Genomic DNA, 23,571 nt, shown 5'->3' on the forward strand with positions numbered 1-23,571 from the left:
CGACCGGGTCGACAGGCTTAGTAGTGCCGCTTGCGGCGCCGACGCGTGTGACGCCGGCGGCGGCGTGAGCGAGCGAAGCGAGCGAGCGAACCAGGAGACATAGTGGCGAGTCAGGGTCAGCGTTTCCGGCGCAAGGCGCTCCGGCGGGGCTACAAGGTCGATGAGGTGGACACGTTCCTGGATCGTGTCGAGGCCACGCTCGCCGGTGAGCCGCTGGGCGCGCCCGTCGCCTCCCAGGAAGTCCACGATGTCGTCTTCCGGGTGCGCTTCGGCGGGTACGACGAGTGGCAGGTGGACCTGCATCTCGACCGGGTGGAGCGGCAGATCGCCGAGCTGGAGGAACGCGGCGGCGGTCGCGGCGGGGACCCGAGGCTCGCCGACCGGGGTGCACCGGACCGGATGGGCCCCCCGGACCGCATGGGACCGCCCGACCGCATGGGGCCGCCGGACCGGATGGGGCCGCCGGACCGGATGGGGCCGCCGGACCGGATGGGGCCGCCGGACCGGATGGGGCCGCCGGACCGGCTCGGCCCGCCAGACCGGGTGGGACCGCCGATGCGGGACGACCGAGGTCTTCCGCCCAGCCAGCTTCCGCCGCGGCCGATGCCGGCCCAGGCTGGTCCATCCAACGACCCCTACGGGCAGTACGACGAGCCGACCGGCACCTTCGGCGGCGGGTTCGGCGGACAGCGGGGCGGCTTCGACCCCCAGCGCGGCGGAATGGACCCGCAGCGGGGCGGCTTCGAGCCCCAGCGCGGCGGGTTCGAGTCGCAGCGGGGTGGCTTCGACCCCCCGCAGCGCGGAGGCTTCGAGCCGCAGCGCGGTGGTTTCGACCCCCCGCAGCGGGGCGGGTTCGATCCGCAGCGCGGTGGAGTGGACCCGCAGCGGGGTGGGATGGAACCGCCACAGCGCGGCGGGTTCGACCCGGAGCGGGGCGGCCCGCCCGAGCCGCAACGGGGCGGGTTCGAGCCCCAGCGGGGCGGCTTCGACCCGCAGCGCGGCCCGGGGGCAGCGCTTCCGCCGCGTACCCCCGGCGGTGCGGGCAGTCCCGGTGGTCCGCCTGGAGGATTCGGCGCGAACGAGCGCTTCGACGGGTTCGAGGCGGGCCGGCCGGCCCGGGCGGACATGACGGCCGAGATCCGGATGCCGGACCGCGACCTTCGCGGCCCCGGACGCGGTATGGGCGACGCCCTGCCGCCGATGCCCAACCCGGCCGGCGGGCCGCCGATGGGAGGCCCACCGGCCGGCGGCCCAGGGCTCGGCGGGCCGCCGTTGATGGGTCCGCCCGGTAGCGACATGGCCAGGATCGACCACATTCGGCGCTCGTTCCAGGTCCGCCGGTTCGGCAGCGGCTATGACCCGGACCAGGTCGACCGGTTGTTCGAGGGCATCCTCGGCAGCATGGCGGGGCGGGGGCCGATGCCGGTCAACCCCTCCGACCTCGACACCACCCGGTTCGGACTGGTCCCCGGGGGCTACTTCGAGGCTGAGGTCGACGCCGCGCTCAAGGAGGTCAAGGACCTGCTGCTCGGCCGGTAACCGAGGAGGCGGCCGGTAGCGGCGAACCCGGTCCGTTGCCGTAGGAGGCCGGGAGAGTTGCCAGAGCACGCCGGGAGAGTTGCCGGAGCACGCCGGGAGCCAGGAGTACGTCGGGCGGCCGGAGTGTGTCAGGAGGCCGCCCGACGGCGTACCACCAGCGGGGAAACGCCGGTGGAGATGAGGTCAGGAACGCAGGCCGTTGCGGCGCAGGATCGCGTCGCCGACGACGGCGAGGACCAGCGCGGCGGCGATCGAACCGAGCCAGAGCTTCGCCGTGCCGCTGACCTCGTTGTTGTTGAACATCATCAGTACCAGCGCGGCGGCGGAGAGGATCGCGCCGATCCGGCCCGCCCTGCGGTGCCCGGGCTTGCGTTGGTCGGGTGACGTCACCGGCTCGCTTCCAGCCACTTTCCGGTCCTTCCTCACGATCGGATGCTGGTAAGTCTGGCATGTGCCGCCCGGCGTACGGCGCACGGGCTGGACCTTCCACCGCAGCCCTGGCCGCGAGCAGCAGCCCGGGTGCGGGTACAACGTCATTTACCCCGGGCCGGGCTGTGGCCGGGCCGGGTTGTCCGAGGCGCGCTCCGGCTGGGTTCCGCCGGGGTCGCGGCATCTGCCGGGGCGGGTCGCTGGCGCTCCGGTACTGCCAGCGGGCGGGATCGGGTGCGATCGGGTGGCACAACCCGGCGTCGCGGGTCGGCCGGTACGGGGCCTCCGGTAGCGTTTGGGGGTACGCCTCTGATCGCCTGTGGCGAGGGACGGGATTGGCTATGTGGAGGGGGACTGTGCGGTGCGTTTGACCGGTACGGGACACGCGAGCATGCGGATCGACACCGGTGCGGGCAGCATCCTGTGCGACCCATGGGTCAACCCGGCCTATTTCGCCTCATGGTTTCCTTTTCCGGACAATTCACAGCTCGACTGGGAGACCCTCGGCGACGTCGACTACCTCTACGTCTCGCACCTGCACCGGGACCACTTCGACGCGGCGCACCTGAAGCGCTTCATCTCGAAGAAGGCGACGGTGCTGCTGCCGGAATACCCCACCTCCGAGCTGGAGGACGAGCTGCGGGAACTCGGCTTCACCAGCTTCCTGCGTACGAAGAGTGACGAGGTCGTCGAGCTGGACGGCGGACTCAAGGTGATGATCCAGGCGCTGACCAGTCCCACCGACGGCCCGATCGGCGACTCCTCGCTCTGGGTGGAGTACGACGGCGTACGGCTGCTGAACCAGAACGACGCCCGTCCCACCGACCTCGGCGTCTTCGCCGAGCTGGGACACGTGCACGCGCACCTGCTCCAGTTCTCCGGCGCGATCTGGTACCCGATGGTCTACGAGCTGCCCAGCGCGGCGAAGACGGCGTTCGGCAAGCAGAAGCGGGACCGGCAGATGGACCGGACCATCCGCTACATCGACGACCTCAAGGCGTCCTGGGTCTTCCCGATCGCCGGCCCGCCCTGTTTCCTCGACGACGAGCTGTGGCAGTTCAACGACATCCACGGCGACGAGGGGAACATCTTCCCCGACCAGCAGGTCTTCCTCGACCACTACAACGGGCTCGGCTACGACAACGGGGTGATCCTGCTCCCCGGCACCGTCTCCGAGATCGGCCCGGAGACCGTGCACACCACCCAGCCGGTGCCGGACGTGCGGGAGTTCTTCGCGCGCAAGGAGGAGCACCTGCGGGAGTACCAGCAGCGGGCGCGGCCGGTGATCGAAGCGGCGAAGGCGTCCTGGCGGCACCCGGAGATCGACGTACTGGCCGAGATGAAGCGTCGGATCGAGCCGCTGCTTGACGAGTCGATCTATCTCGCCAAGGGTGTCGGCGGGCCGGTCCGGTTCGACCTGGTCGGCTACGACGGCGAGAGCGTCGAGTCGATTCTGGTGGACTTCCCGGGCAAGGAGGTCCGGCCGTACGCGGACGAGAAGGTGCGCTACCGGTTCCGTACCGAGCGGGCGCTGGTCGAGCACCTGCTGCACATCGAGGAGGTGGACTGGGTCAACTCCCTCTTCCTCTCCTGCCGGTTCTCGGCGGCCCGGATCGGCCAGTACAACGAGTTCGTCTACGCCTTCTTCAAGTGCCTCTCCGAGGAGCGCCTCCAGTACGCCGAGGGCTGGTACGACGAGCACGAGCGGGCCACCGACGCCGAGGACATCACCCTCGGCGACTGGGTGGTGCAGCGGCGCTGCCCGCACCTGAAGGCGGACCTGACCCGGTTCGGCATCGTCGAGGACGGCCAGCTCACCTGCCAGTTGCACGGCTGGCGGTTCGACCTGGACAGCGGGCGCTGCCTGACCAGCGTCGGGCACTCGATCCGGGCACACCGGGTCGACGACTGACGACTGAGCCGGTCGCCTCGATCGTCTCGCCACGGGCGGCGTCGGGTGGGGGCCGTTACGCCGGGCCGAGCCGGCCGAGGTCGGTGAGGATACGTCGGGCCGCGTTGTGGCCGGCGGCGCCGATGACACTGCCGGCGGGGTGGCATCCGGCACTGCCTGCATAGAGCCCGTCGACGCCTGTCGCGTACGGCATCCGGTCGGTGAACGAGACGGTGTTGTCGACGTGGTGGATGTGCCCGCCGGTGATCCCGAAGTGCGTCTCGATGCCGGGCGGGGTCAGCGGCACCGCGTCGGCGACGAGTTCGCTGGTGCCGGGGGCGTACCTGTCGCAGATCTCCAGCAGCCGGTTCACGTACCCGGGCAGCAGTTCGTCCCAGCTGCCGTCCGTCGGGGCGTACGGGACGGACTGCACGAAGAGTGCCGACGAGTGGTGCCCGGCGCTGTCCTGCAACGACGGGTCGACGGTGGTGTGCAGGTACCACTCGATTGTCGGCTCGTCCGGCAGCCGGCCGGCCTGGACGTCCGCCCACATGCCGCGCAGCGCCGCCATCGGCGAATCCCCGGCCGAGCCCGCCGAGCCCGCCGAGCCCATTGAGCCGACCGAGCCCGCCGAGGCCGTTGCGCCGGCCGCGCCGGACAGCAGTGATGCCGAGCCGGGCAGCAGGTGGATGGTGGCGCCGAACGGGCTCGGCGACCCCTCGGGCAGGCAGGAGAAGTCCGGCAGCCCGGCAAGCGCCAGGTTGACCTTGAGGGTGGTGCCGGTGCGCCGGACCGCAGCCATCCGCTCGGTGAGCGCGGCCGGCAGCGCGCCGTCGGGCACCAGCTCCATCAGCCGGTACGGGTCACCGGCGCCGAGGACCACCCCGGTGGCGACGCTCCGCCCGTCTTCGAGTACGACCCCGCTGGCCGCCCCGCCGTCCAGGGTGATCGCGGCGACCGGCGTACCGGTGCACAGTTTCGCCCCGGCGGCCCGGGCGGCGTCGGCGAAGGTACCGCTGACGGTCCCCATCCCACCGGCCACGATCATCCAGGTGCCCCCCGCCCCGGGGAGCCGGCACATGTTGTGGGCCAGGAAGTTGTAGCCGGTACCCGGGTCGTCCGGTCCGGCGTTCAGTCCGGAGAGGCCGTCGGTGACCGCGTACATCGAAACCAGCAGTTCGGAGCGGAAGTCGAACCGGGCGAGGTAGTCGGCGACCGAGCCGGTTACCAGGTCGACGAAGACCTGGCGCAGCGCGGGCCGGATGTAGCGGTCGGCGGTCTCCGGCACCGGCAGCGGCTCGGCCAGCCAGGCCGGCGCCAGGTCGTCGCGGAGCGCGGCGAGTTCGGCCTGCATCGCGTCGTCGGCCGCCACGTCGGCGCGGGAGAAAAACCGTTCCATCTGCTGCCGGGTTGCCTCCCGGTCGGCCCCGAACAGCAGGTACGGCGAGCCGGGGCCGCCCGGGGTGGGCAGGAAGTAGTGCGGGTCGCGGCGCAGCACCGGCAGCTTCACGTCGAGCAGCCGGATCAGCTCCGGCGGCATCAGGCCGAGCAGGTACGAGCCGGTGGAGTGCCGCAGCTCGGGGACCTTCGGGAACGGGTGCTCGGTGCGGGCGGCTCCGCCGATCGTGTCGGCGGCCTCCAGCACCAGCACGTCCAGGCCGGCCCGGGCCAGCAGGATCGCGGATACCAGGCCGTTGTGGCCGGCGCCGACGATCACGACGTCGGCCCGGGTGGGTAGCTCGGCGGTCATCTCGGGAAGCCTAGTTGGGTCGGGCCGCCCCCGGTGCGGGCTTTGCCCCTGCCGCTGCCTGTGCCTGTGCCTGCGCCGGTGCCGGTGCCGGTGTGGGTGACGGTGCTGGTGTCGGTGTGGGGCAGGCCAGGCCGGGGAAGTCCGGCAGTGGGAATGGTGAACGATGTTCCCGAAGGAACGTTGCTACTGCCGGAATTTCAGCGGTGGACGGGGGAGCGGGCGATGTTCGGGTGGTGGGGTAGGGCGGTCGTCCGACTCCGGTGGGTGGTGCTCGCCGCCGGCCTGGTGTTGGCCGCGGTGGGGGCGACCTGGGGGACCGGGGTGTTCGGCTCGCTGACCGGCGGTGGCTTCGAGGATCCGGGCAGCGAGTCGGTCCGCACCGCGGAGCGGATCAGCGCCGAACTCGGCAACCAGGGCGCGGACCTGCTCGTCCTCTACTCCAGCCCGACCAGCACCGCCGACCAGCCGGCGTTCCGGGACCCGGTCACCGCCACCCTCGACCGGCTCCGCCAACATCCCGAGGTGGCCGGCGTGACGAGCTGGTACGACTCGCAGTCCCCGGCCCTGCTCTCCACCGACCGGCACGCCACGTACGCGGCGGTGCGGTTACGGGCGACCGACCCGGACGAGCAGGCCGAGGCGTACCAGAAACTGCGGCCGGCCCTGGACGCGCCCGGTGTGACCACGGAGCCCGGCGGCACGGTGGCCTTCCTCGCCGAGGCGAACGAGCAGACCAAGCGGGACATCACCCGCGCGGAGACGCTCTCCCTGCCGGTCCTGCTGGTGCTGCTCATCCTGATCTTCCGTGGACTGGTCGCCGCCGCGACGCCACTGCTGGTCGGCGGTCTCGCCATCCTCGGCGGCTTCGTGGCCGTACGGCTGCTCGGCATGGTCACCGAGGTCTCCGTCTTCGCCATCAACATCATCACGTTGATCGGCCTCGGCATGGCCGTCGACTACGCGCTCTTCATCGTCAGCCGGTTCCGGGAGGAACTCGCCGCCGGCCGGTCGACCCCCGACGCGATCCGGCGCACCATGAGTACCGCCGGCCGGACGGTGATGGTCTCCGGGCTCACCATCGCGACCGCGCTGGCCAGCCTGCTGATCTTCCCGCAGTCGTTCCTCCGTTCGATGGGACTGGGCGGGATCGCCGCCGTCCTGGTCGCCATGCTCGCCGCGTTGACCGTGCTGCCCGCCCTGCTCGCGGTACTCGGACCGCGGATCAACTCGCTGGCCGTACGCCTGCCGTGGCGTCGTCGGCGGGGCGGGGCGGATCCGGCCGGCGGGGCGGGCATCGGCGGCTCCGACGCCTGGGCCCGGCTGGCCCGCAGCGTGATGCGCCGACCGGTGCTCTACCTGCTGGGTGTCGTCGCGGTCCTCGGGATTCTCGCCGTCCCGTCGCTGCGGATGGAGGCGGGTGGCTTCGACGAGCGGATACTGCCGGCCGAGGCGGTGCCCCGGGTGGTGGCCGAGCGGATCGAGTCGGACTTCCCGGGTGGCAGCGTCGGCCCGATCGAGGTATTCGTCTCCGGTGCCTCCGCCGCCGACACCCAGCGTTTCGCCGACGACCTGACCCGGATTTCCGGGGTGACCGGGGTGCAGGTGACCGCGAACCGGGGCGAGACGACGCTGCTCTCGCTTACCTATCCCGGGGAGCCGACCGGCCCGGTGGCGGAGCGGGTGGTACGACTGGTCCGGGACATGCCGGCACCCCCCGGCGCGGAGGTACTCGTGGGCGGGCGGCCCGCCTTCGACGTGGACCTGCTGGAGAGCCTCACCTCGCGGCTGCCGTTGATGGCCCTGATCATGGCCTCGGCAACCCTGGTGCTGCTCTTCCTCGCCTTCGGGTCGGTGCTGCTGCCGATCAAGGCGGTGCTGATGAACCTGGTCTCGATCGGCGCGTCGTTCGGCGTGGTGGTCTGGATCTTCCAGGACGGTCACCTCGCCGACTGGCTCGACTTCACCCCGACCGGCTTCATCGAGCCGAGCAACCCGATCCTGATGCTGGCGGTCCTCTTCGGACTCGCCACCGACTACGAGGTCTTCCTGCTTTCTCGGGTACGCGAGGAGTGGGACGCGACAGGTGACAACACCGCCTCGGTGGCCGCCGGACTCCAGCACACCGGCCGGATCATCACCGCCGCCGCGCTGCTGCTGATCGTGGTGGTCGCCGGTTTCGCCACCGGTGGCGTGGTCTTCGTCAAGCTGATCGGGATCGGGATGATCGTGGCGATCGTGGTCGACGCGACGCTGGTGCGGGCGCTGCTGGTACCGGCAACGATGCGGCTGTTGGGCCGGTGGAACTGGTGGGCACCGGGTCCGCTGGCCCGGGTCTACCGCCGGTACGGCATCCGCGAGTCAGCCGCCGACCTCGCACCGGCGGCTGTGACGGACGCATCGGCCTCCACCGAGACGGCCCCGACCGGACCTGGCAAAGCCTGATTCATCGAGGCGCAGGATCGTTTCCTCGATCTCCGCGTTCCGGCCGTTGGCGAAGGAGGTCTCCGTGCCGGTGATCACAAACCCTGCCCTCTGCAGCACCTTCAGCGAACCCGCGTTGTCACTCGCTGCGCGAGCGAACAAGGGCCGGACATGGACGGACTCCAGGAGGAGGGCCAGCGCCCGGGAAGCGATGCCCTGCCCCCAGAACGATCTGTCGATCCAGTAGGTGACCTCGGTGTCGCCGTCGATCACGAAGCTGGCGATACTACCGACCAGCCGTCCATCGAGCGTGATGACGCGGTTGGTGGCCTCGGGTGAGGTCCTGACCTTCGCCATGTGGGCATCGAAAGCGGTGCGATCGTCGGGATCCTTGGCGGTGAAGGCTGCCATCCGGAGCGACTCGGGATCACGCATCTGTTCGAACAACGCGTCAAGGTCGGAGTCATCGACAGGTCGCAGCGCCACCTCAGCCACAGGCGTCCCCAAGATCTGGTCCAAGCATCGATCAGCAGGGCGAACCTACCAGTGGGGGCCGACACTTCGATGGAAGTCGACGTCTGCATCTGCTGTCGACCGGGCGCCCACCAGTCACGGCCCGTACCCCGGACGGGACGCCTAGCATCGTCCCGGTGAACACTCCCGAAATGCGCCGCGACGACGTCCCTACCGATGAGGCCCGCGCCACCGAGGCCCTGCGCCTGCTGTTCGGCACGCCAGTCGGACTCGACGTCGCCGTCAAGCGACTCAGCCGTGGCAGCGGTGTCTACGCCTGGTGGGCCGCGCCTTCGATCCTTCCCGACCTCCCCGGGCCGCCGAACGGGGACGTCCCGTCGCTACGACTGCTCTACCTCGGTCGGGCGACCAGTCTGCGGGGCCGGATCCTGCGCAACCATCTCCGGCGCTCGGGCAGCTCGACGCTGCGCCGCACACTGGCCGGGCTCCTCGTGGCCGAGGGCTACCGGACGACCTGGACCGACCGCGTTGTCCTGGTCCCCGAGGACGAGGCACGGCTGACGGCGTGGATGTACACGCACCTGCGCCTCACCTGGGCCGAGGACGCGGAGCCGGCGACCATCGAGGCCGAACTCGTCCGGCGCCTGCACCCACCACTGAACGTGCACGGCGTCGACCCCGAACACGTCCAGCCGGCCGTGGTCGCCGCGAAGAACGCCTACAACACCAGCAGCCACCCGGCCGAGCCGATGCGGGCGCCGTGACCGATTGCCCGGCGCGGGCAGGTACCGATACGCACCCACGTCGATGAGTGACTCAGCGGCTCGGCTCGCCGTTGTCTACGGTCATGACCATGAGCGCTCCCACCCTCACCGAGCACCGGTCGCCATGGGTCGTCGTCACAGCCGCGGACGACCCGTGGGTGAGCGCCGAGGTGGCCAGGCTGCGGAAGCAGGGCGGGAGCGTGGTGCGGCTGGACGCCCGGGAGCTACGAGAGCCGGCGTCGCTGTTCGCCACCTTCGCTCGTGAGCTGTCGTTCCCCGACTACTTCGGCCACAACTGGGATGCGCTCGTGGACTGCCTGCGCGACTGGCACGGTCACGGAGCCGCCACGAGGGACCTGGCGGTGCTGATCGACAACGCCGACGAACTGGTTGGCGCGGACTTCCTGGGTGTCTTCGTCTCGGTGCTCTGCCAGGCGGCGTGGCACGCGAACCTTCAACTCGACGCCGACGGCTGCCCGCAAGAGCCCTGGACGCCGTTCGCTCCGCACTTCGTCCTTCTCCTCGCGGAGACGACACCCGTTGCCTTCGCCGAGCCGGCGGCGACTGGTAAGGATGTCGGCGTAGCTCTCACCGACGGGCGCTTGACCGCGACCCTCACCGGCACCGACTGGCCGGGTGCTGACACAGTGACGCCGTTCCCGACGACAACGCCCCAGCCATGATCAAACGCCCCAGCCGTGATCACCTGCATGCCACGCTCGCAGTGGCGTCAGCGTTGTTCCTGCGGTAAGGGCTGGCTCAATGATCGGGCCAGTCGCTGGCCGTCGGGCCACGCGCCGAACCCGGTTTTGGAGTCCAGGTGCCCGACCGCGCCTGCGTCGAACAGTTCCGAGCCCCAGTCGCGCGCGTACGCCTCGAACTGCGCGAACGTGGCGTGTGGGTCGTTGTGGCTGGCGACCAGGATCGAGCGGAAGGGCAGTGGCTCGCGTGGCACATGGTCGATGATGACATCGACGGCTTCCTGAGGGCCGGGAGTCCAGTCCGGATCCAGGTACGGTGGCGTGACCAGCAGGGCGGCACGGACGGGACCGACGTGCTGGCTGGCCCAGACGGCAACGGTCAGACATCCCGCGCTGTGCGCCACAAGGATCACCGGCTCGCTGCGGGCGCTTATCGCAGCGTGCAGCGCGGCGACCCGCTCGGCGGCGACGTACGGTGGTCCGGGCGGTTCGGGCGCCCACTCGTACTCCGGGTTGTCCCTGACCAAACTGCGCGACCAGTGGTCGGGCAGCGGCACTCCCCGACCGGGTACGACCAGATAGCGCGTCATGCTCGGGAGGGTAGCCGACGATACTTCGGATCCGTGCAGTGCCAACGGCCGTGGTGGAGCTGACGGCCGGAGCGCCATGTCCAGCCCGTTGAACGGCTGGACCGTGCTGGTCCCTCCGCGACACGGTCACGGACCGTCCGGCAACACGGCTCTCCACAACCGGTCCCCGATAGGGAATCAGTCGTCGAACTCGAAGCCGCGAGCCTTGGCGACCTCCACGAGTTGCCGCATGCGACCCCCGTCGCTTGCAACGGCACGCAGCCGGACGGCCAGTTCGTCGAGCGCGGTGCGGTCGCTGCTGTGGGCGAGGAACGCGCCAGCCTCCGAATCGGATGAGAAGCGCCCGTCAAGGGCGGGTGCCTCGGTCGCGACAAGCAGCTCTACGATCCCCTCCCAAAAGACCCCGTTGGGCTCGTGGCCGAGTTCGGAGATCACGTCGTCCACGTCGGTGGTCCCGGCCACCAGATACAGGCGATGTTCGCCGGGCGCGACTTCGGCCACCTCGATCGGATCCATCAGCGGATGGTGGCAGGCCGATGCCACGCCCACAAGGCACCGAACCGGGCACAATGCTGAAGTGCCTGCCGACGACACCCCGCTGTGGTCTCTGTTGCGCTCCCTTGACGACCCTGATTGTCTCGAGGTGCCGGCGAACTACCAGCACCGCCAGGCCAGGGCAAGGTTCAACCAGCTGGCACAGCGATTCGACCGCGACTTCGGCTGCCAATGCGAGGTCGACCGGATGGTGGAGGACGCTAGTTTCCACGGCCGCATCGACGTCCCCGCCGCAGCCACCGGCACCCTCCGGCCTCTCGTCATCGTCATCAGCAACTTCGGCGACCTGGCCGTCCTGGCCATCGACAATCCTGGCGTGTGGACCGACAAGGAAGCGGGCCAACTGCTCCACCCGGACGACGACACCCGGATCCGTCGGGCACTTGAGGACCTGGGCTACACCCTCATCCCCGAAGAACCCCTCTGGCAGCGTTACGACGGCACCTGGAGCAAGGACAAGCTCGCCGCCCGCGTCAACAGTTGGTGGGACCGCTACTTCGACTACCTCTGATCAGCCAGCCCAGACTGTGACCAGTGCTCTCTGAGCGGTCCCACCACACTCCTGCTCACCTGGACAAGAACAGGCCATGGGCGAGAGCATTAGTGACCTGTCTTGGTGCCATCTCCGGAAAGCGTTCGGCGATCGCTGCGATGGCCTGCTCTTTCGTCACCCGCCGGTGACCGGGACGCGGCCGTGCGGATGTGCGACGCGATGATCGAGGGTGCCGATCCACTGCTGCGTGAGGGAGCCGCTCAAATTCGCGACGCACTGCTGGAAATCAATCCGATCCTCCGTCCCGTAACCGAAAACTGAGCGCACAGCGACACAGTCCGCGCATCCTCGACTGCCGTCGACCGTGAACTCCGGCGACCGGGGCCGGCGGACAGCCGGTCAGTGCGGCGCCGCGGCGAGCAGCCGGCGTGCCTCGTCCGATCCGATTCCGGTGCGCGCGCCGCAGAGCGGGTTGGTGCAGTAGAGCACGTGCTTGGTCCGAACCCGGAACAGCGGTACGAAGAAGAGGCTGAACCGGGTGATCTCGCGTACCACAAGCATGCTGCCGGACTGCCCGCAGACCCGGCAGGCCATCGGCACCAGTCCCAGCCGCTCCGACTTGGTACGCAGACCGAAGATCAGAAACATGCGCTACCCCTCCGCTCGTCTGGATCGCGTCCGGTGTGGGTTCGCCGCCGGACTTCCACGGTGATACCCCGATCGCAGCCGGGCCAGCCGTGGGGCGATTCGGCGCGGCCGAAAATGGCTGGTCGGCCGGGTACCCGGGGACTAGCATCCGGCCGCGTGACGATCTACGAGACCGAGCGGCTGGTGATCCGCGACTGGACGCTGGAGCCGGACGACCTCGCCCGTGTGTTCGACACGTACTCCCGGCCGGAGGTGGTGCGGTTCCTCGGTGCGCCCACGTTTCCGCTCCGCGAGCCGGCCGACGCCGCCGGGACGGTACGCCGCTGGCACACCCGAAACGCCGAGTTCGACCCGGGGTACGGCATCTGGGCCGTGCAGCGCCGGGAGGACGGCCTGGTGGTCGGCACGGTGATGTTGAAGCCGCTGCCCGGACGCGACGAGACGAAGCTGACCGACGACATCGAGGTCGGCTGGCACCTGCACCCCGACTCCTGGGGGCACGGCTACGCCACCGAGGCGGCCCGGGGCGCGCTCGAGCGCGGCTTCGCCGCTGGCGTACCGGAGATCTACGCCGTGGTGGCTCCCGGCAACGAGGCGTCGATGGCGGTCGCCCGGCGGCTCGGCATGGCCTCGATCGGCCGGCGCACCGACTGGTACGGCGGCGAGGAGTTGGAGACCTTCCGGCTCAGCCGGCCCTGACCGGTTCCGGCCCGCCGGTCCGTGACCGCTTCCAGCCCGCCGGTACCCGGACCGGTCCCGGACTGGTTCCGGACCGGTCAGGTTCGGCGTGGCCGGGCCCAGCCGAGGAACCGGGCGAAGAGGGCTGCCGGATCGGGGCCGGGGTGCGGGTTGAGCCGGTACAGGTCGGCGGTGGCGGCGAAGAGCGCGGCACCGAGGTACACGTGCAGCCCGACCCGGTCCTCGCGGTAGTCGGCCAGCAGCGTCAGCCGGGCCACCGCGCAGGGCCAGGGCTGGCCGCAGCTCCGACAGATCCACAATGGGCGGAGCGGCAGGTGCGGCCGGGGTGATGGCGGGCGGGTCGCCGGGTTCACGTTCGAAACCGTGAACTGTCCCCGGTTCGTCGGGCGTTCCCGGGGATGCTGGGGCGGCAGGTTCGAGTCGATCCGAGGCACCGAGGGGTACGGCGGCACCAGCGGCGGCGGGTTGAGCCGGTCCGGGCACGGCCACCGGTCCCCACAGCGGCAGTGCCGCCACCAGAGGCGGCGCCAGTTCCGCTGGTGCACCGGGGCGTACCGCACGGGTTCGGGTTGGCGCCGGAACACCGACCACATCGGAATCCACCTCCTCAGGGCTGGAACCAGGGGACCGGCTCGGGCAAGGACGAGTTGCGAGCCGGTCCCCTGGGCGGGGCGCCCACCGGGTGGGGGATCCCGGTCTGCCGTCGGGCGCGTTTCCCGGGTTCCAGTCTGGTGATCGGATGACTACTCTCGGAAGTGTCGACCCGAGCACCCGGCCCGTTGTCCGGGATGCCCAATCCGCAGGTAAGGAGCCTGTCCGTGGCTGAAGCCGGCACACCCACCACACTCGGTCTGTTCGCCGGAGAGTTACGCCGCTTCCGTGGCCTGGCTGGGCTCTCCCAGGACGGCCTGGCACAGCGGATCAACTTCTCCTCGGCACTGGTGGCGAAGATCGAGCTGTGCCAGCGCCGCCCGACCCGCGAGTTCGCCAAGCGTTCTGACGACGTTCTCGACACCGGTGGCCTGCTGGAACGCATCCAGGCGGTGCTCGGCCCGGGGCCGGTGATGCCGTGGTTCCGGCACTGGGTGGTCGCCGAACAGGAGGCCACCGACATCCGCTGCTTCGAACTGTCGGTGGTGCCGGGTCTGTTGCAGATCGAGGCGTACGCCCGGGCGCTGCTGGCCAGCGGCGGGCTGCTCACCGCCGAGCAGGTGGAGGAGCAGGTGGCGACGCGGCTGGCCCGGCAGGAGATCCTGACCCGGCCCGACCCGCCGATGTTCACCGCCGTGATGGACGAGCGGGTGCTGCACCAGCCGGTCGGCGGCGCCGAGGTGATGCGTGACCAGCTGCGGCACATCGGCAGGCTCTGCACCGAGCAGCCTCGGGTACGGGTCCAGGTCGTCCCGACCAGCGTCGGCGCGTACGCTGGCCTGAACGGCCCCTTCGTGATCGTGACCTATCCCGGCGGCGACGACGTCGCCTACCTCGACGACCAGCTCGACGGACGGTTCGTCGAGCGGGTCGGGGACGTCAAGACCGTCCAGCAGCTCTGGGACTCGGTCCGGGCCGAGGCGCTGTCCCATCAGCAGTCGATCGAGATGATCCGGGAAGTGGCGGAGTCATGGAATTGAGCGGTGCCCTCTGGCGCAAGAGCAGCCGCAGCAACGGTCACGGCGGCAACTGCGTGGAGGTGGCGGGGAACCTGCCGGGCGTGGTCGGGGTGCGGGACAGCAAGGATCCGGCCGGTCCGCTTCTCGCCTTCACCCCGTCGGCCTGGCGTTCCTTCGTGGGTATCCTCCGGGAGATGCGTACCCTCCGGGAGAGCTGAGCAAGCCGGAGCGGGCTGCGGTGCGGCGGCGGGTCTGAGTAGGGTCTCGCCGTGCACATCGAGTTCACCCCAACCCGGGACGGGACGTACGCCCGGCAACTCTTCGCCGTCACCATGCTGCGCAACCGGATCTTCACCGGCCTGGCGGGGTTGGCGTTGGTCTCGGCCGGCGCGCTGACCTACCAGCCCGACCGGATCGGGGCTGCCTTCGGCAGCGCTCTCCTCCTCGGCCTGGGGATCTGCTGGGTGATCAAGCCGTTCATCATGGCCCGGCAGGTGGTGGCCCGGCTACCCGCGACCTGGTACGCGGACCGGACCTACCGGTTGACCGACGACGAGTTGGCCTGGCAGTCGACGCAGGCGCGGACGGCGCTGAGTTGGGGCCTGGTCGCGCGGGCCGGGAGTTACCCCTTCGGCTTCGTGCTCTGGCAGCCCGGTGGCCTGGCGTGCTGGGACATCCCCCGGGCCGGCCTGACCGACGGGCAGGCCGACGAGCTGACCCGCTTCCTGATCGACCGGGGCCTGCTCCCGGGTGACCGGGCAAGGCTCCCAGCGGACGCCCAGAACCGGTCAGGGAGAATGGTCGGGTGAGTTCTCCCCGCGAGATCGTCCTGCTCGGTTCGACCGGCTCGATCGGTACCCAGGCGATCGACATCGTCCGGCGCAACCCGGACCGGTTCCGGGTGGTCGCGCTCGGCGCCGGTGGCGGCAACGTCGCCCAACTCGCCGCCCAGGCCCTGGAGCTCGGTGTCGAGGCGGTGGGTGTCGCCAAGGCGTCCGCCGCGCAGGACCTGCAACTCGCCTTCTACGCCGAGGCCGGCAAGCGCGGCTGGGCGAGCGGCGACTTCAAGCTTCCCAAGATCGTCGCCGGGCCGGCCGCGATGACCGAGCTGGCCGAGTGGCCCTGCGACATCGTGCTCAACGGCGTCGTCGGTTCGCTGGGGCTGCCGCCCACCCTGGCGGCACTGCGCGCCGGGCGTACCCTCGCGCTGGCGAACAAGGAGTCGCTGGTGGCCGGGGGACCGGTGGTCCGGGCCGCCCTCCAGCGACCGGACCAGATCGTGCCGGTCGACTCCGAGCACTCGGCGCTGGCCCAGTGTCTGCGCGGCGGCACCCGGGCCGAGGTACGCCGGCTGATCCTCACCGCCAGCGGCGGCCCGTTCCGGGGGCAGCGGCGGGAGGAGCTGACGGCCGTCACCCCCGAGCAGGCGCTCGCACACCCGACCTGGAACATGGGGCCGGTGGTCACGATCAACTGCGCCAATCTGGTGAACAAGGCGCTGGAGGTGATCGAGACCCACGAGCTGTTCGGCGTGCCGTACGACCAGATCGACGTGGTGGTGCACCCACAGTCGATGATCCACTCGATGGTCGAGTTCGTCGACGGCTCGACGCTGGCCCAGGTCAGCCCGCCGGACATGCGGCTGCCGATCGCCCTCGCCCTCGGCTGGCCGGACCGGGTCGCCGGGGCCACGCCCGCCGTCGACTGGACGGCGGCCCAGAGCTGGCGCTTCGAGCCGCTGGACGAGGCGGCGTTCCCGGCGGTACGCCTGGCCAAGCAGGCCGGTGTGGCCGGCCGCTGCCGTCCGGCGATCTACAACGCGGCGAACGAGGAGTGTGTCGCCGCCTTCCTCGCCGGCCGGCTGCCGTTCCTCGGCATCGTCGACACGCTGGAACGGGTGTTGGAGGCGGCCCCGGATTTCGCCGAACCGGGTAACGTCGAGGAGGTGCTCGCCGCCGAGTCCTGGGCGCGGGCGCACGCCCAGGAGATCATCGCGGAAGCGGTGGAAGGAGCCTGATGCTGTATCTGCTCGGGGTGGTGGCGTTCGCCCTGGGGATCCTGATCTCGGTGAGCCTGCACGAGGCCGGGCACATGCTCGTGGCCAAGCGGTTCGGGATGAAGGTCACCCGCTACTTCGTCGGCTTCGGCCCCACCATCTGGTCCTTCCGGCGCGGTGAGACCGAGTACGGCATCAAGGCGATCCCGCTGGGCGGCTTCTGCAAGATCGTCGGCATGACCCCGCAGGACGACGACGTCGACCCGGCGGACGAGCCCCGGGTGATGTGGCGGTACCCGCTCTGGAAGCGGACCGCGGTGATGGCCGCCGGCTCGGTGGCGCACTTCACCCTCGCCATCGTCACCCTCTGGTTCGCCGCCATCTTCATGGGGCTGCCCAACCCCGACTATCCGACCACCACCGCCGAGATCCGCAACGAGCCGGCCCGGATCGAGATCGCACCCTGCGTGGTCCAGGAGAACGCGGCCCGGGCCTGCCAGGCGGGCGACCCGGCGAGCCCGGCGGGCCAGGCCAGCCTGCGCGACGGTGACGTGATCACCGGCATCGGCACGATCCCGGTGGCCAACTGGGGTCAGATGCTGGACGCGGTGCGGGCGACCAAGCCCGGCCCGGTGGAGGTGACCTACCTGCGGGACGGCGCGACCCAGAAGGCCCAGGTCAACCTGGCCGAGGTGCAGCGCCCGCCGCAGGACCAGGCGGACGGGCCGGCCGGTCCGGTCGCGGCCCTCGGCGTCGGGCTCGGCACCCCGCCGACGATCACCTACAGCCCGATCGGTGCCTTCGGCGCCACCGCCGACTTCACCGGCGAGATGGCGGTCAACACCGTCAAGGCGCTCCAACGGATTCCGCAGAAGGTTCCGGCCCTCTGGGCGTCGATCACCGGCGAGGAGCGGGACATCGACACCCCGATCAGCGTGGTCGGGGCGAGCCGGCTCGGTGGCGAGGCGGTGCAGCACGGCCTCTGGGAGGTCTTCGTCCTCCTCTTCATCTCGCTGAACTTCTTCATCGGCGTCTTCAACCTGCTCCCGCTGCTGCCGATGGACGGTGGGCACATCGCCATCGCCTGGTTCGAACGGGCCCGGTCCTGGGTCTTCGCCCGACTCGGCAAGCCCGATCCGGGGCGGGTCGACTACTTCAAGCTGATGCCCGTAACGTACGCTTTGATCCTGATCGGCGGCGCTTTCACGCTGCTCACCATCACCGCCGACGTGGTCAATCCGATAACCCTGATCCAGAGGTGAAAACAGAGTGACCGCCGTCAGCCTCGGCATGCCCGCCGTACCGCCGCCACCGCTGGCGACCCGGCGGGCCAGCCGGCAGATCAAGGTCGGTTCGGTACTGGTGGGCGGCGGAGCGCCGGTCTCGGTGCAGTCGATGACCACCACGCTGACCTCCGACGTCAACTCGACGCTCCAGCAGATCGCCGAGCTGACCGCCTCCGGCTGCCAGATCGTCCGGGTGGCGGTGCCGTCCCAGGACGACGTGGAGGCGCTGCCGGCGATCGCGAAGAAGTCGCAGATCCCGGTGATCGCCGACATCCACTTCCAGCCGAAGTACGTTTTCGCGGCGATCGACGCCGGCTGCGCGGCGGTCCGGGTCAACCCGGGCAACATCCGGCAGTTCGACGACAAGGTCAAGGAGATCGCGGCGGCGGCCTCGGCGGCCGGGGTACCGATCCGGATCGGGGTCAACGCGGGCTCGCTGGACAAGCGCCTGCTGGCCAAGTACGGCAAGGCCACCGCCGAGGCGCTTGTCGAGTCGGCACTCTGGGAGTGCTCGCTCTTCGAGGAGCACGGCTTCCGGGACATCAAGATCTCGGTCAAGCACAACGACCCGGTGGTGATGATCCGGGCGTACCGTCAGCTCGCCGAGCAGTGCGACTATCCGCTGCACCTCGGGGTGACCGAGGCGGGCCCGGCGTTCCAGGGCACCGTCAAGTCCGCCGTGGCCTTCGGGGCGCTGCTCGCGGAGGGGATCGGCGACACCATCCGGGTCTCGCTCTCCGCGCCGCCGGTCGAGGAGATCAAGGTCGGCGCGGCGATCCTGGAGTCGCTCGGGCTGCGCGAGCGCGGCCTGGAGATCGTCTCGTGTCCGTCCTGCGGTCGGGCCCAGGTCGACGTCTACAAGCTGGCCGAGGAGGTCACCGCCGGTCTGGAAGGGCTGCCGGTGCCGCTGCGGGTGGCGGTGATGGGCTGCGTGGTGAACGGTCCCGGCGAGGCGCGGGAAGCGGATCTCGGGGTGGCCTCCGGCAACGGCAAGGGGCAGATCTTCGTCAAGGGCCAGGTCATCAAGACCGTGCCCGAGGGCCAGATCGTGGAGACCCTGATCGAGGAGGCCGTCCGGCTCGCCGACGAGATGGGCGCCGAACTCCCCGAGGAACTGCGCGACCTCGTCGCCAAGCCCATCGTGACGGTGCACTGACCCCGCCGCCCCGCGAGGAAACCCCCACCGGGGTGTGACGGCACGCGCCCGGGACAGGCGCGTGCCGGCGTACCTCGGGCTACTCCGACTCGGCGAGGATGGCGTAGAGCTTGCGCCGGGTCTCGTCGAGCACTTGGGCGGCCCGCTCGCGCTGGTCGTCGGTGCCGGTCGTCATCACCTGGCGCAGCGCGTTCATCGCCTGGAAGCCGGCTTCCCGGATGTCGTGCCAACTGTTGATGGTGTCCTGGGCGAACTCGGCCCACGGCGGCTGCGCGGCCGCCTGGGCGGCCTCCTCCTGCCCGGCGTCGGTGAGCCCGAAGCGGCGCCGGCCGCCGCCCGACTCGGTGCTGCCGGCGATCAGGCCCTCGTCCTCCAGCAGTTGCAGGGTCGGGTAGATCGATCCCGGGCTCGGCCGCCAGGCGCCGCCGGTGCGCGAGTCCAGCTCCTGGATCATCTCGTAGCCGTGCATCGGCCGCTCGGTCAGCAGGGCGAGTACGGCAGCGCGGACGTTCGGGCGTCGTCCCCGGCCACCGCCGCGTCCGCGACCGCCGCCCCGGCCGTAACCGTGACCGTGGCCGCCGGGCGGGAAGCCGAAGCCGCGCATCCGGGCCTCGTGCATGCCGTGGAACCCTCGGTGAAAACCCATCTGGGCCTCCTTCAGACTGTCGTTGATAGTTCGACGATATATCGGGAAACTATCGACGACAACACGTCTTCGTCGGTTGGTGTTCCACCGGTGACCCCGGAACACACTGCCGGCGCCGGCCAGGAAGGAGGCCGACGCCGGCAGAGGCGTGCGCTTACAGGACGGTGTGAGTGGTCAGGACGCCGTACAGGTGGGTGTGGGCAGGCTGTTGCTGCCGTTCCAGGTGCCGAGGAACCCGAATGTGGTGCTCGCCCCGGCACCGAGCGCCCCGTTGTGTGCGACGTTCGTCGCGGTCACCGCCGCACCGCTGCTGGTCACGTTCGCCTCCCAGAACTGGCTGACCGTCTGCCCGTTGGCGTACGTCCAGTTGACCCGCCAACCGGTGATCGCGGCCGAACCGGCGGTGACCCGTACGCTCCCCTGGAAGCCGCCGGTCCACTGGCCGACGACGCTGTAGGTCGCCGTACACGTCCGACCGGAGGCCGGCGGGGTGGTGGCCGGCGGGGTCGGCGGCCTGGTGGTGGGCGGAGTGGTCGGGTTGGTCCCGCCGGAGCCCCAGCCGCCGGTGGTGTCCAGCCACGTCGCCCGCTGGAACATCCAGTCCCGCATGAACTGCACCTGCCCCTGCCAGGTCGGCGCGGTCGGGGTGTAGAACGGGCCGACCATCCGGGTGCTGAGGTTCGGCCAGCGCTGGAAGTTCCGCTGCGCGGCGGCGGTCAGCGGGGCGGTCAACCGGTCGATCCGGGCCTGGAGCTGGGCGTTGGAGAGCAGCCCCTGGCGGAGTTGCTGCCAGCGGGTCCGGACCCGGTCGACGAAGGCCGGATCCTGGAGCAGTCGCTGGAACCAGTCGTTCGCGCTCGGGCTACGGGTCTGCTGGTGCTGCCAGCCGGCGATCTGGTCGTTCTGGAAGAAGCCGCCCACCCCGAAGGTCAGGTCGAAGTCCCAGAGCGGGCCGGCGACGATCTTGCTGTCCCGGTCCTTGTGGAAGTACGCGCTGCGCAGGTAGGCGTCCATCCCCCGACCGAACTCGTTGATGATGAGCTGGTCGACGAAGGAGTCGACGTCGATGAAGGACGAATAGCCGGTCACCGGGTCGGCGAATCCTGGACTGCGCAACAGGTCGTGGAACTGTTGGATGTGCTGGCGCAGCCAGTCCGCCTGCGCGGGTTGCAGCGGGTCGGGGTCGACCACCTCCAGGTAGTGCCAGCAGGTCGCGTCCGCACCCTGGCACGGCAGGGTCGGCTCCTCCGCGGCCATCCACTCGAACTTGAAGATGTATCCGCCGGTCAGCTTCGGCAGCGTGATGTCGTCCTCGTCGAGCTGCTTCAGGTCGAGCCGGTTCTTCGAGTTCTTGATCGTCTCCACGATGAGGTAGACCCCGAGGTAGTCGTTCGCGGCGACCGGGTTCGCGTCGGTGTTCACGTACACCTCGGCGAAGGCGTAGCGCGGGGCGTACAGGCCCATGTCCTGGCCGAGACCGTGCATGAAGGCGTCCCGGATCAGCGCCTTGTCGCTGTACGGGCCGCGCAGTACCCAGTCGGAGTCGGCCGGCATGCCCAGCAGCGGCAGGTCGACATCGTCGTCGGCGTTGTCCCGCAACTCCAGCCGGTACGGCGTCTTCGGGAACATCGCACTGGACTGTCCACGCAGGTGGAAGCCGCCCCGGCTGACCAGGCTGGGTGCGGCGGAGAGCGAGGTCGACCCGTTCACCGGGGAGAACTGCATGACGGCGGTGTCGATGTAGTCCCGCCCCGGTGCGCCCCGCCCGTACGCGTCGAGCAGCAGTACCGGCAGGTCGTGGTTGGTGTTCACCGCGCGGGCGACGTACATGGCGGTGCCGGGCTCACCGGTCGGGGTGCCGTTCTGGTACGCCTGGGCCCGCACCTGCGTGGTACGGGTGAACCGCAGCGGGGTGCCGGAGAAGACCGGTGAACTGGCGCTCGGCGGCTGGCCGTCGGTGGTGTACCGGACCTCCGCCCCGCTCACCGTGCTGCCCAGCGTGACCGATACCTCGCCCTGGAAGGTGCCGCTCGGCACCGAGAAGGTGATGTCGCCGGTCGGGTCCGCCTGGGCCTGCGCCGCCGCGCCGCTGCCGCCGTCTGCCGTTCCGTGGGCGACCGACACCGGACGGTCGGAGTTGCCGTTCCGCTCGGGGGCGGGTGCTGCCGCCGGGCCGATCGCCGCGGCGACCAGGATCCCCGCCAGGTAGTAGCCGAGTGTGCGCATGTTCCCTACTCCGTTCCAGAGCTGTTCGCGGGGCGGACCGCGCTCGCCACGAGGCGGAGGCCGGACCGGTCGACGTCGAGGTGGGACCGGTGGCCGTCGGTGGCCCCGATACAGGTGAAGTGCCGGCGCAGGGTGCGGCGCCAGGGTGCGGACGGCAGGTCCGGCCGGAGCGCGGCCAGCCCGGTGGCGTACTTGGAGATCCGGGTCGGCCGGTGCCCCCGTGCCCAGAGCAGGCGATCCACGCAGGAGGCGGTCGAACCGGTCTTGGTCTCGACCACCGCCAGTCCCGGCAACCGGAGCGGCCCGTCGTCGCCCTCCCAGGTCAGCTCGGTGTCGATGGTCACCCGGCTCACCGTCGCGGCCAGGAAGAGGGTGCTGCGCCGGTACCTGGTGACGAGTACGGGGGCGAAGGCCCGGTCACCGACCTCGATCGATTCCCGCGCGAGTACGTCGTCGACGAACTGCCGCCCGGGGGAGAGGCTCGTCTCGTGGTCCGCCCGGTAGGGCAGCCGGTCCTTCACGGTGTTGCCCCGGGGACCCTGTGTCTTCACCTCCAGCCAGCACTCCGCCGAGTCGAGATAGGTCCGGGTGCGTACCTTGAACCGGCGACGCCGACGCTGGGCGGTCAGCAGGTAGCTGGTCAGTTCCGGAGTGTCGAAGTAGACCGACCGGTACTCGAATGAGCGGCGTCCGTCGATCTCCAGGGCCAGGGTGTCCGGACCGACCATGGCGACGACGGCCCGCGCCTCGTGCAGTGGCAGCACGTATTTGCGGTCCACCCGGGTCTGCAGGGCGGCGCGTTCGGTGAGTTCGTCCAGCCCGATCGGTTCCAGGTGCCCGGGGAGGATGCGGTCGATGGCGGTGCTGGTCATCGGGGCACCCCACCGGTGGAGACCGTGACGTTGCGGACCGCCGTGTGCACCGACGGGTGCGAGTAGCGCACGTCCACCAGCGTGGTGTCGTTGACCAGGTCGAGGCGCTGGACACTGGCCGAGTGCACCCGGGCGCCGAGCTTCTGTTCGAGATAGGCGACCAGCGCGACGTGGTCGGTGATGGCCGAGTCGAGGAACATGCTCTGCCGCTGGTAGCTGCGGAACAGCCGGGGGTGGTCGCCGACGAACATCACCACCAGGATCAGGCCCATCATGGCGGGTACCTGCCACGCCGGGCCGCCGCCGAGGGCGGAGAGGATGCCAAGCGCCAGCGCCGAGAAGTAGTACGCCACCTCGTGCTGGTCGAGTTCGGTGGAGCGGAGCCGGATGATGGAGAGCACCCCGAAGAGTGCGAGACCGAGACCCAGGCCGGTGCCGGCGCTGCTGGTGCCGAGCGAACTCGCCACCGCCATCACCCCGATGTTGACGCCGAGGTACGCGGCGACGAGGTCTCGACGCCGGTGGCGGGGAAAGTAGAGCCCGAACACGAGCAGGGTCACTGCGACGATGTCCGCCGCAAAGAGGGCGAGTTGGGGCATGGACCTGTCCTCCTGGTTACATCCGGTGGCCGGTGGGTAAACGGACGCCGACCACCAGATTACATTGAAGGACATCGATCCTGAGTCATACCTGTCGCTAACAGCTTGTAACAGGTTTTATTTGCGCCTGTCAATCTTAGGGCGGTGTTGCCGGACAGCCGGCGGCGGCCCCGGCCCGGATGGTCCGGGCCGGGGCCGCCGTGGGTTTGGCGCAGCGGGCCGGCGT

23 protein-coding genes and 2 pseudogenes are annotated in these 23,571 nt (G+C 70.3%); 13 read left to right on the top strand and 12 right to left on the bottom strand.

The window, feature by feature from the left end; all coding sequences use genetic code 11:
• Positions 1–102 precede the first annotated feature (102 nt).
• A complete protein-coding gene (locus tag CLT71_RS31655; protein WP_101370325.1) occupies positions 103–1,539 on the top strand; it encodes a DivIVA domain-containing protein in 1,437 nt (478 codons plus the stop codon).
• 183 nt (positions 1,540–1,722) lie between these two features.
• Here the strand turns inward: CLT71_RS31655 and CLT71_RS31660 are convergent, their stop codons facing one another.
• Entirely contained in the window at positions 1,723–1,947 is a 225-nt protein-coding gene (locus tag CLT71_RS31660) for a hypothetical protein (protein ID WP_101370326.1), read from the bottom strand.
• A 382-nt stretch (positions 1,948–2,329) separates the two neighbouring features.
• Between CLT71_RS31660 and CLT71_RS31665 the strand changes: the two genes are divergently transcribed.
• Positions 2,330–3,880 (top strand): Rieske 2Fe-2S domain-containing protein, encoded by a 1,551-nt coding sequence (locus CLT71_RS31665; protein ID WP_101370327.1) that lies wholly within the window; start codon positions 2,330–2,332, stop codon positions 3,878–3,880.
• Positions 3,881–3,935: 55 nt separating this feature from the next.
• On the opposite strand, the pseudogene CLT71_RS38335 reads toward CLT71_RS31665, so the two are convergent.
• Both CLT71_RS38335 and CLT71_RS38340 read right to left on the bottom strand, forming a co-directional pair.
• Positions 3,936–4,442 (bottom strand): annotated as a pseudogene (locus tag CLT71_RS38335) (phytoene desaturase family protein); the annotation flags it as partial.
• Between the two features lie 81 nt (positions 4,443–4,523).
• Positions 4,524–5,609: pseudogene (locus tag CLT71_RS38340) on the bottom strand (phytoene desaturase family protein); the annotation flags it as partial.
• A gap of 222 nt (positions 5,610–5,831) precedes the next feature.
• On the opposite strand from CLT71_RS38340, the gene CLT71_RS31675 reads away from it, so the two are divergent.
• Positions 5,832–8,051 (top strand): MMPL family transporter, encoded by a 2,220-nt coding sequence (locus tag CLT71_RS31675; protein WP_101370329.1) that lies wholly within the window; start codon positions 5,832–5,834, stop codon positions 8,049–8,051.
• On the opposite strand, the gene CLT71_RS31680 is transcribed toward CLT71_RS31675, so the two are convergent.
• On the bottom strand, positions 7,968–8,549 hold the full coding sequence (locus tag CLT71_RS31680) for a GNAT family N-acetyltransferase (protein ID WP_486483562.1): 582 nt from the start codon (positions 8,547–8,549) through the stop codon (positions 7,968–7,970). The two genes, CLT71_RS31675 and CLT71_RS31680, sit on opposite strands and share 84 nt — an antisense overlap.
• 131 nt (positions 8,550–8,680) lie before the next feature.
• Between CLT71_RS31680 and CLT71_RS31685 the strand changes: the two genes are divergently transcribed.
• Together CLT71_RS31685 and CLT71_RS31690 are read left to right on the top strand one after the other, a co-directional pair.
• Positions 8,681–9,268 (top strand): GIY-YIG nuclease family protein, encoded by a 588-nt coding sequence (locus CLT71_RS31685; protein WP_486483563.1) that lies wholly within the window; start codon positions 8,681–8,683, stop codon positions 9,266–9,268.
• 89 nt (positions 9,269–9,357) lie between these two features.
• Complete coding sequence (locus tag CLT71_RS31690; RefSeq protein WP_199187782.1) at positions 9,358–9,951, top strand: barstar family protein; 594 nt, start codon at positions 9,358–9,360, stop codon at positions 9,949–9,951.
• Between the two features lie 47 nt (positions 9,952–9,998).
• Here CLT71_RS31690 and CLT71_RS31695 read toward each other — a convergent pair whose 3' ends face one another.
• Both CLT71_RS31695 and CLT71_RS31700 read right to left on the bottom strand, forming a co-directional pair.
• Entirely contained in the window at positions 9,999–10,559 is a 561-nt protein-coding gene (locus CLT71_RS31695; protein ID WP_158242342.1) for an alpha/beta fold hydrolase, read from the bottom strand.
• Positions 10,560–10,736: 177 nt separating this feature from the next.
• Positions 10,737–11,075, bottom strand: a complete 339-nt coding sequence (locus CLT71_RS31700) for an Imm51 family immunity protein (protein ID WP_101370332.1) — start codon at positions 11,073–11,075, stop codon at positions 10,737–10,739.
• A 61-nt stretch (positions 11,076–11,136) separates the two neighbouring features.
• Between CLT71_RS31700 and CLT71_RS31705 the strand changes: the two genes are divergently transcribed.
• Positions 11,137–11,625, top strand: coding sequence for a hypothetical protein (locus CLT71_RS31705; protein ID WP_143743690.1), 489 nt, complete (start codon positions 11,137–11,139; stop codon positions 11,623–11,625).
• A gap of 381 nt (positions 11,626–12,006) precedes the next feature.
• Here CLT71_RS31705 and CLT71_RS31710 read toward each other — a convergent pair whose 3' ends face one another.
• Positions 12,007–12,255 carry a zinc ribbon domain-containing protein gene (locus CLT71_RS31710; protein WP_101370334.1) on the bottom strand — a complete coding sequence of 83 codons (249 nt, stop codon included), beginning with the start codon at positions 12,253–12,255 and terminating at the stop codon, positions 12,007–12,009.
• A 156-nt stretch (positions 12,256–12,411) separates the two neighbouring features.
• Here CLT71_RS31710 and CLT71_RS31715 point away from each other — a divergent pair, with 156 nt between their 5' ends.
• Positions 12,412–12,954 carry a GNAT family N-acetyltransferase gene (locus tag CLT71_RS31715; protein WP_101370335.1) on the top strand — a complete coding sequence of 181 codons (543 nt, stop codon included), beginning with the start codon at positions 12,412–12,414 and terminating at the stop codon, positions 12,952–12,954.
• A 77-nt stretch (positions 12,955–13,031) separates the two neighbouring features.
• Here the strand turns inward: CLT71_RS31715 and CLT71_RS31720 are convergent, their stop codons facing one another.
• Positions 13,032–13,547 (bottom strand): hypothetical protein, encoded by a 516-nt coding sequence (locus CLT71_RS31720; protein WP_486483564.1) that lies wholly within the window; start codon positions 13,545–13,547, stop codon positions 13,032–13,034.
• A 225-nt stretch (positions 13,548–13,772) separates the two neighbouring features.
• Between CLT71_RS31720 and CLT71_RS31725 the strand changes: the two genes are divergently transcribed.
• Genes CLT71_RS31725 through ispG form a run of 6 tightly spaced genes read left to right on the top strand, consistent with a single transcriptional unit; the run spans position 13,773 to position 19,002 of the window.
• A complete protein-coding gene (locus CLT71_RS31725; protein WP_486483565.1) occupies positions 13,773–14,585 on the top strand; it encodes a helix-turn-helix domain-containing protein in 813 nt (270 codons plus the stop codon).
• Positions 14,576–14,782 (top strand): DUF397 domain-containing protein, encoded by a 207-nt coding sequence (locus CLT71_RS31730; protein ID WP_101370337.1) that lies wholly within the window; start codon positions 14,576–14,578, stop codon positions 14,780–14,782. The genes CLT71_RS31725 and CLT71_RS31730 overlap by 10 nt, the downstream gene beginning before the upstream one ends.
• A 51-nt stretch (positions 14,783–14,833) precedes the next feature.
• On the top strand, positions 14,834–15,373 hold the full coding sequence (locus tag CLT71_RS31735) for a hypothetical protein (RefSeq protein ID WP_101370338.1): 540 nt from the start codon (positions 14,834–14,836) through the stop codon (positions 15,371–15,373).
• A complete protein-coding gene (gene dxr / locus CLT71_RS31740) occupies positions 15,370–16,581 on the top strand; it encodes a 1-deoxy-D-xylulose-5-phosphate reductoisomerase (protein ID WP_101370339.1) in 1,212 nt (403 codons plus the stop codon). The genes CLT71_RS31735 and dxr overlap by 4 nt, the downstream gene beginning before the upstream one ends.
• Entirely contained in the window at positions 16,581–17,822 is a 1,242-nt protein-coding gene (locus CLT71_RS31745) for a site-2 protease family protein (RefSeq protein WP_101370340.1), read from the top strand. The genes dxr and CLT71_RS31745 overlap by 1 nt, the downstream gene beginning before the upstream one ends.
• A gap of 7 nt (positions 17,823–17,829) precedes the next feature.
• Positions 17,830–19,002: a flavodoxin-dependent (E)-4-hydroxy-3-methylbut-2-enyl-diphosphate synthase gene (ispG, locus tag CLT71_RS31750; RefSeq protein WP_101370341.1), complete on the top strand. Its 1,173-nt coding sequence runs from the start codon at positions 17,830–17,832 to the stop codon at positions 19,000–19,002.
• A gap of 79 nt (positions 19,003–19,081) precedes the next feature.
• Here ispG and CLT71_RS31755 read toward each other — a convergent pair whose 3' ends face one another.
• The 4 genes from CLT71_RS31755 to CLT71_RS31770 form a co-directional block, all read right to left on the bottom strand.
• Positions 19,082–19,648, bottom strand: coding sequence for a PadR family transcriptional regulator (locus tag CLT71_RS31755; RefSeq protein WP_101370342.1), 567 nt, complete (start codon positions 19,646–19,648; stop codon positions 19,082–19,084).
• A 174-nt stretch (positions 19,649–19,822) separates the two neighbouring features.
• Positions 19,823–21,874, bottom strand: a complete 2,052-nt coding sequence (locus tag CLT71_RS31760) for a CotH kinase family protein (RefSeq protein ID WP_101370343.1) — start codon at positions 21,872–21,874, stop codon at positions 19,823–19,825.
• 5 nt (positions 21,875–21,879) lie between these two features.
• Positions 21,880–22,746, bottom strand: coding sequence for a polyphosphate polymerase domain-containing protein (locus tag CLT71_RS31765; protein WP_101370344.1), 867 nt, complete (start codon positions 22,744–22,746; stop codon positions 21,880–21,882).
• Positions 22,743–23,345: a DUF4956 domain-containing protein gene (locus tag CLT71_RS31770; RefSeq protein WP_101370345.1), complete on the bottom strand. Its 603-nt coding sequence runs from the start codon at positions 23,343–23,345 to the stop codon at positions 22,743–22,745. Before CLT71_RS31770 ends, CLT71_RS31765 begins: the two co-directional genes overlap by 4 nt.
• Between the last annotated feature and the right edge of the window lie 226 nt (positions 23,346–23,571).

Source organism: Plantactinospora sp. CNZ320, from assembly GCF_002846275.1.